This window comes from Mesorhizobium sp. WSM4840 (assembly GCF_055811755.1).
The window spans coordinates 1-6428 of record NZ_JBVVQD010000073.1 but is presented as its reverse complement, the minus strand read 5'-3'; the positions used below and the strand labels follow the sequence as shown (position 1 = coordinate 6428).

At 57.4% G+C, this 6428-nt stretch carries 9 protein-coding genes and 1 pseudogene; 6 read left to right on the top strand and 4 right to left on the bottom strand.

Annotated features, from left to right (window positions below):
- Together AC0L3I_RS36485 and AC0L3I_RS36480 are read right to left on the bottom strand one after the other, a co-directional pair.
- A partial coding sequence (locus AC0L3I_RS36485) for a DUF892 family protein (protein ID WP_473530173.1) occupies window positions 1-186 on the bottom strand: 186 nt, incomplete at its 3' end.
- Window positions 187-520: 334 nt separating this feature from the next.
- Window positions 521-1360 (bottom strand): ATP-dependent DNA ligase, encoded by an 840-nt coding sequence (locus AC0L3I_RS36480; protein ID WP_473530174.1) that lies wholly within the window; start codon window positions 1358-1360, stop codon window positions 521-523.
- A 176-nt stretch (window positions 1361-1536) separates the two neighbouring features.
- On the opposite strand from AC0L3I_RS36480, the pseudogene AC0L3I_RS36475 reads away from it, so the two are divergent.
- The 5 genes and pseudogenes from AC0L3I_RS36475 to AC0L3I_RS36455 all read left to right on the top strand — a co-directional run bounded on the left by AC0L3I_RS36475 (window position 1537) and on the right by AC0L3I_RS36455 (window position 4218).
- Window positions 1537-2039 (top strand): annotated as a pseudogene (locus AC0L3I_RS36475) (DUF2243 domain-containing protein).
- A 579-nt stretch (window positions 2040-2618) separates the two neighbouring features.
- Window positions 2619-2810, top strand: coding sequence for a DUF3606 domain-containing protein (locus AC0L3I_RS36470; protein ID WP_473530172.1), 192 nt, complete (start codon window positions 2619-2621; stop codon window positions 2808-2810).
- A complete protein-coding gene (locus tag AC0L3I_RS36465) occupies window positions 2807-2992 on the top strand; it encodes a hypothetical protein (RefSeq protein ID WP_473530171.1) in 186 nt (61 codons plus the stop codon). Before AC0L3I_RS36470 ends, AC0L3I_RS36465 begins: the two co-directional genes overlap by 4 nt.
- A 165-nt stretch (window positions 2993-3157) precedes the next feature.
- Complete coding sequence (locus AC0L3I_RS36460; protein ID WP_473530170.1) at window positions 3158-3916, top strand: Crp/Fnr family transcriptional regulator; 759 nt, start codon at window positions 3158-3160, stop codon at window positions 3914-3916.
- Window positions 3916-4218 carry a DUF6894 family protein gene (locus AC0L3I_RS36455; protein WP_473530169.1) on the top strand — a complete coding sequence of 101 codons (303 nt, stop codon included), beginning with the start codon at window positions 3916-3918 and terminating at the stop codon, window positions 4216-4218. The genes AC0L3I_RS36460 and AC0L3I_RS36455 overlap by 1 nt, the downstream gene beginning before the upstream one ends.
- Window positions 4219-4272: 54 nt before the next feature.
- Here the strand turns inward: AC0L3I_RS36455 and AC0L3I_RS36450 are convergent, their stop codons facing one another.
- Window positions 4273-4464 carry a hypothetical protein gene (locus AC0L3I_RS36450; RefSeq protein ID WP_473530168.1) on the bottom strand — a complete coding sequence of 64 codons (192 nt, stop codon included), beginning with the start codon at window positions 4462-4464 and terminating at the stop codon, window positions 4273-4275.
- Between the two features lie 16 nt (window positions 4465-4480).
- Window positions 4481-4696 (bottom strand): hypothetical protein, encoded by a 216-nt coding sequence (locus AC0L3I_RS36445; protein WP_023803428.1) that lies wholly within the window; start codon window positions 4694-4696, stop codon window positions 4481-4483.
- A gap of 93 nt (window positions 4697-4789) precedes the next feature.
- On the opposite strand from AC0L3I_RS36445, the gene AC0L3I_RS36440 reads away from it, so the two are divergent.
- Entirely contained in the window at window positions 4790-5293 is a 504-nt protein-coding gene (locus tag AC0L3I_RS36440; RefSeq protein WP_473530167.1) for a hypothetical protein, read from the top strand.
- The last annotated feature ends 1135 nt before the right edge of the window (window positions 5294-6428 follow it).

Genomic DNA, 6428 nt, shown 5'->3' with positions numbered 1-6428 from the left:
AACCTGCTGCAGGCGCTCGACATGACCGTCGGTTTCGTCCTTGTGCTTCTCGAAGGCTGCCTTCAGATCGGCCGATGTGGCGGCGCGCGCCATCTTGGGAAGCGCCTTCAGGATCTTCTTTTCCGCGTAATAGATATCTTTGAGCGTATCGAGTAAGAGATCATCCAATGTCTTTTCTTTCGCCATGGCGGATTCCTTTTGGTTCCAGCGTTTTTTTGTTGTCGTTCACGGTGTTGTGAAACGCATGCTCAACAAGCGCGCAACGCCGGAAAGGTTCCCTTGAGACGACTCACATTCGAATGTCCGGATTGCTCGTATCCGGCGGTAAGGAAAGGCTCTGCCCTAAGAACGATCGCGCACTTCAGATGCAACGGGCGCAAGGCCAAGGTGCGGATCACTTACCCGCAGAAGCTAGCAATCTTCGAAAAGCATAGGCTATTCGCCAAAGGGTTGCGACAACTCAACTCTGCTTTGCGAGAAGCCTAGGCGGCTTCGCCAAAGGTCAAACGCGGCAGTTACCCTAATCCTGATCCCAGAAGTCCTGCAGCGAAGCGTGCCTTAGATCTTCCTCTCCCCTGAGGTGCTTCACGCGGGCTTTGATCCCCGGCTTGACCCATTGCGTTGCCGGCCGCTTTGGCATGTCCTTGGGCGGTGGCCCGGCTTGTTCCTGGATCGTTTTCCAAAGTCGTTCCCGCATCTCGCGGTTGACGCTGACGAATGCACTCCCGACATATTTGCGGGTTTCCGGCTCGGCCATCAGGGCGAAGGCCGGCTTACCCCGCTCGCGTTCGACGCCAAGAAGCTCGAACTCGCTTTCGGTGAATGACTTGGTCTTCAGCCAATTGGTGGTTGGTCCGCTGCGATATTTGCTCTCTCGACGCTTCGATACCATCCCTTCCAGGCCGGCCGCGTCGATCAGATGATAGATCGCATTAGCCTCGCCCGGCATGGTCTCACTGAACTGGATGCGGCTATCAGACCCTATAAGGCCGGCCAGGATTTCCCGCCGATCCTCAAGTACCATGTCGCGCAAGTCGTGGCCGTTGAGATGCAGCAGATCGAACGCGACGAAATAGAGGTCGTGCTGGCGCCTGGTGATTGCCTTGCGCAGCGCGGCAAAATCCGAAAGGCCAGCCTCATTCAAGACGACGACTTCGCCGTCGATGATGGCGTTCTGTACGTTGAGACCTTTGGCTGCCCCGACCAGATCGCGGTATTTGGAGGTCCAGTCGAGTCCGCGGCGGGTGAAAATCCGCGCACCGCCGGCGTCGATGATGATCTGTGAGCGGTAGCCGTCGAATTTGGCTTCATGCATCCAGTCATCGCCTTGGGGCGGCTTGGCGACTAAGGTAGGCATCATCGGCGGAATGAACGCGAGCCGGCTGCGGGCGCCGGTACTTACAATTTTAGGCACCCATTCGATTCTAGGTGGCGGGCTTACATTAGCCAGAGCGAACAGAACGTGATCCCGCTGGGCTGCGGCAACGAAAGTTGGTCGTCGGCGTTGCGCTTATTCGCCCGAGGAGGAAATAACTCGTGCCAAGCCTAGATGCGAAGCCCCGCCAGTTTCCCACGCTCGCAGGCATTCTGTTTGGCCTTGGTTTGGGCGGCTTTTTCGACGGCATCGTCTTTCATCAGCTGCTCCAGTGGCACCACATGGTAACCAGCGCCGGCTTTCCCGCCGACAGCGTCGAAAACCTACGATTCAACACGCTCCTCGACGGTCTGTTCCACGCCGCCACCTATCTGTTCGTTGTGCTTGCGCTGGTCCTGCTCTGGCGCGCCGCGCATCAATCGCACCTTTGGTGGTCGGGAAAGATGCTGGTCGGCACAGTGCTCATCGGATTTGGCTTGTTCAACCTCGTCGAAGGGCTGGTGGATCACCAGATCCTCGGCATCCACCATGTCAACGAGACCGTCCCGCGGGAGCAATGGATCTACTGGGATTTGGGTTTCCTGCTTGGGGTGCGCTGATGTTGGTCGGCGGGTGGAGGCTGTGGAGGCAGGGCAGACGTGCCTCGCCAGGCGAGTTGCGTTAGGTGCCTGCCTAGTTCAGCGCGGGCGGCTGGCCCGGCCGTCGATGATGGCGTCTTACATCGAGGGCGGCGGCGACCGCTTACATTAGCCAGAGTGAACAGAACGTGACTCCGGGCCGAGGTCTTCACACCTTCGCCTTGCGCCAGCCCGCCCAAGAGGCCTCCCACTGGGAGCAGAACCAGCGCTCCCCTCGAGCCGGATTAATGTGCGTAGCCAGATAATACTCCTGGCCTGGCACCTGAAAGATGTGCTCGCCCCGCTGGTTGATGTTCCCCTTAATATCGCAGCCTGTCATTATGAAAAGCAGCGTTGCCGGTCGACGAACGGTGAACGCGCGGCAGTTCGTGTAGGCTGCGGAAGAGATCCCAAGTAATCCCAGAATCGTCAAAATGCGGCGGCGGAGAAGCGAACGCCACCAAAGCCTTCGTCTCCCAGTCCTCCCTGCATGAACAATCTTGCCCATTGCCCCTTCCCCTAAGAAAGAATGCTTCCTTTGCAGGCGGGAGTCAAAAGCACGGCCGGCGACAACAAATTCTGCTTGCCGGCGTTGCCGTTGATCCGAAGCTCATCAGGAGAACGATATGGCCGACGACAAGAGCAAGCGAGACTTTCGCGATCGCAATCGCGTGTCCGCCGACGAAGATTACGAAGTGGAATATTTCGCTCGCGAGAATGGCGTGACGATCGAGCAGGTCCGCGAGCTCATCAAGGCCAACGGCAACGATCGTGAAGCCCTGATAGAAGCCGCGAGGGTATTGCGGGAGCGGAAGTGAGATACTGGGCCAACAACGAAGGCACGGGCTACAAGGGCAGGGATCACGACCGGCCGATCAAGCCCGAGGCGGAGCATTTCGAACACTGCCCTTTATGCGGGCAGGATTTCGACATGCGCGATCTCGGCCAGGTGCTTCACCATGCGGAGCCGGAGCACCAACCGGTTCCGGTAGACCAATAGACCGGCCTATTCGTCGCTGAAACCCAGCAGCGAGGCGTGGCATATGTGGCTATGATCGCCGCGCGGATGCTAGATGCGCAGCTTCATCCCGGGCGTGTCCACCTCTTATCCGGCATCAGCAGCGTGGAACTTTTGCGGCGAATGCAAGTTCGGCAGGTAGCGCCCATGGAGGTAACCAAGTCCTTGTGTCCAGCTTTCTCCTCGGACGTGGTCATCCGCAAGCTGCGTCGCGTCGCTGACATCAGCGATGATGACGCCGCAGCCTTTAGAGGCCTCCCGATTCAGGAGAAGGATGTTCCGGCTAACAGGGATATCGTCTTAGAAGGCGATCGACCAACCAACTCATTTGTCGTCTTGAACGGCGTGGTATGCTCATACAAGCACACTGGTGCGGGAAAGCGGCAGATCACCAGCTTCTTTGTCGCAGGCGATCTCCCGGATCTGCACGGCATCCATCTGGCAGTCATGGATTGCAGCTTCTCGAGCATGACGCCCGTGAGATTGGGCTTAATCCGCCACAGCGCTCTTCGCTCGATTTGCGAACAGCGCCCGCGTGTTGCAACCGCGTTCTGGCGATCGACCCTGATTGACGCTGCGATCTACCGGGAATGGGTCACCAACGTCGGGAGACGGGACGCCTACGCTCGCACGGCCCACATGTTATGCGAACTCATTGTGCGCTTGCGGTTTGCAGGACGCATTGAGGACCACGTCGCGGATCTACCGATCACCCAGGCAGCACTTGGTGATGCGGTGGGTTTGTCCGCGGTTCACGTGAACCGCACGCTTCAGGCGCTACGAGGTGACGGGCTGATCGCCACGTCAGATACAAAGTTGCGTGCTCTCGATTGGCCGGGTTTGGTTCAGGCAGGGGAATTCGATCCGACTTACCTGCACCTGAAGGACCCCGACGTGGCATTCTGATGACGGAAGCCGATATGCCAAGATATTTCTTTGATAGCGGCGATCACCAGCATCTCGTGGAAGACAACACGGGTCTGGAATGCGAGGGGATTGAGGCAGCGCGCAATGCAGCCGTCGAAGGATTGACTGAGCTGGCAAAGGACGAACTGAAAGGTCCGGACGGGCAGCAACTCATCATGGATATCAGGGACGAGAGTGGCAGAAAGGTTCTGAGGCTTAGCCTGTCGCTGGTGATCGAACCGCTTGAGGTAAATGCCGTCTCGCCGACATCCAACGAAGATGAACCTCGACGTCGCGGTTGAACCATGCGGAGCACCAGCCGCTGGTAGCTGTGCAGTGAACGAAGACCGGGCCTTTTAGCCGACCTCGCGGATCAAAGCGATGCGGGCCTTGCCGAGCGAGACGGACAGGCGCTCTAGAAGGCCTTCGTCCACTTCGGAAGCCAGGCCGAACCGCCGGTCGTGCTCAACGATCCTGTCTTGGATCGACACGAGGATTTCATACCGAGCGACAAGGCTCGTCAGGGCTTCCTGATGGTGGGAGGTCAACGCTTTTCTTTCCGCGCTACAATCGGGCATAGAGTCGAAGGCGTTCGTAAAGAACTGCCTCGTCAAATTCGCCATCTGAGAAAAGTTCCATTGCGATCACGCTCAGGCGCTCCGCCTGCTCGCTACCGACGGGAATACCTTCCTCAACGCGAACACGATCAAAGACCTGCTTCAACAAAGTCAGGTCACTAGGAAAGGCAATGCCACTCTTTGCAGTCTTAAGGCTGACCATATGCCTTTCCTCCCATTTGGGGCGGAAGCGCGGTGGTCGCTCACAGCCAGCGATGCCCGTGATGTCTATCGCCGATGAGAACACATTACGCCGATGGGCGCGGAGAGTCTTGAAAATAGCGCCAGGCGCTTTCTGCCTGAGCAGTCCTTCATGCCGGCGAAACGCATGCGCCTGGTGTTCCGTGCGAGCGATAAAGCCCGCGCCCCACGAGGAAAGGACGCGGGCCGATCGGTGCATCTCCGATCTGCAGCCCATCGTTGGGAGGGAACAAGATTGCTGCACTTCCCGAACTTTCATCTCAAGCATGTGTTCCAGAGAAAGCGAAAAATGCCTGGAAAGTTTGCGCCATTGATCGCAACAAAACCCTCCCGCCGGCGTTCCGGTTCAATCCAAGGGCTGAAAAGGCTCACTATGGGCGAGGAAGAAAAGTCCGACCGCGATCGAATGACGGATTTCCAGGCGCAGTTCCTCGCCAAGGAAGCCGGAATAACTGAAGCTCAAGCGCGCGAGCTGATCGAAATGATCGGCACCGATCGGGCATCACTACTTCGGGAAGCTCGGCTACTGAAGGCCCGGCTGAAGCCGCCGGACGCTTAGGAGCATCCACATGCTATCCGCATGGGACAATTTTGAAATAGAAGCGGCTCGATTGAATGAGAGTCGCGCGCGAGCAGATATCGATGATCTTCGCCTTTGCACATCGGCCGTCGATTCGATTGAACCACGCGGCCTGCGGAGAGGACCGCGGCTGATTGTAGGGCGCCAGGTGCAGCGTGCCTACTACGACTTCTTGGTCTTCCAATTCCTCTTCGGTTTCGGTGCCGATGCAGCAGGAAGAGCAGTCTCGGCTTTAAGTCGTTGCTCCCGCAGCCGAGCCGTCTTTGCATCTCGAGCCACGCGCTCAACGTCTATCAATGCCCGTGCAGCATCCGACGTGCGCTCCTGTCTTTCTTGTTTCTCTTTATGGGTAAATGTTTGCCTTTCCCGCATTTTCCTGTCCTCGATCTGACGGTACGGCGCTTTGTTGGCGCCCGAACGATTGTCGCCAGATCGTGTTCCCGCCAGACAACAAAAAAGCCCGCCGCACCTTTACGCACGGCGGGTAGTGGGTCAGTTTGAAATTTAAGCTTTGAATATCTCAGCTAAGACTTCGATAGCCCGCTCCGGAGGCAACTCCGGGTCCCAAGGATCAGCTTCAGAGATTGCCTCATGCTGGCGATCGTGGGTCCCAATACCTGATAATATACATCGCGAATAATTGGGAGAAATTTGGCCCGGAATTGATCGAGTTCGGCGCTGCCCCGCTTTTCATGGAGAAAACTGAAGGTGTGAGCCAGTAGGAACTCTAACTTGGCGAACTCGGCAGGATCGAAATTATAAATCTTCATACCGAAGCTTAACCTTTGCGCCAAGTCTTTGTTCCAAAATAAAAAAGCCCGCCGCACCTTTCGGCACGGCGGGTACAAATCGTTCACCAGGCACGAGGGGTGGGCGGGGGTGGTGTGCCCAGTGCGCAGGAATCTACGCACCCCGCCAGCGCGCGTCCACCAACCGGCAGTTGGAATGTTTCAACAGCTTGCCGTCATCCCGCATCGTTGCCGGTCGCAACCTGACGGTACCGGAAGTGATTGCGGATGTGGTCGTTGAAGAAGCGATGTCGCACTGCACTTAAATGTAAGATTGCGCCGACTTATCGCGACCGCTGTACCTAATCATGAGATTCAATGCCCCT

Coding starts and splice junctions, on each gene's coding strand:
- AC0L3I_RS36480 (WP_473530174.1), bottom strand. CDS start 1,360: ATGATGCCTACCTTAGTCGCCAAGCCGCCCCAAGGCGATGACTGGATG.
- AC0L3I_RS36470 (WP_473530172.1), top strand. CDS start 2,619: ATGGCCGACGACAAGAGCAAGCGAGACTTTCGCGATCGCAATCGCGTG.
- AC0L3I_RS36460 (WP_473530170.1), top strand. CDS start 3,158: ATGGAGGTAACCAAGTCCTTGTGTCCAGCTTTCTCCTCGGACGTGGTC.
- AC0L3I_RS36455 (WP_473530169.1), top strand. CDS start 3,916: ATGACGGAAGCCGATATGCCAAGATATTTCTTTGATAGCGGCGATCAC.
- AC0L3I_RS36445 (WP_023803428.1), bottom strand. CDS start 4,696: ATGGTCAGCCTTAAGACTGCAAAGAGTGGCATTGCCTTTCCTAGTGAC.
- AC0L3I_RS36440 (WP_473530167.1), top strand. CDS start 4,790: ATGGGCGCGGAGAGTCTTGAAAATAGCGCCAGGCGCTTTCTGCCTGAG.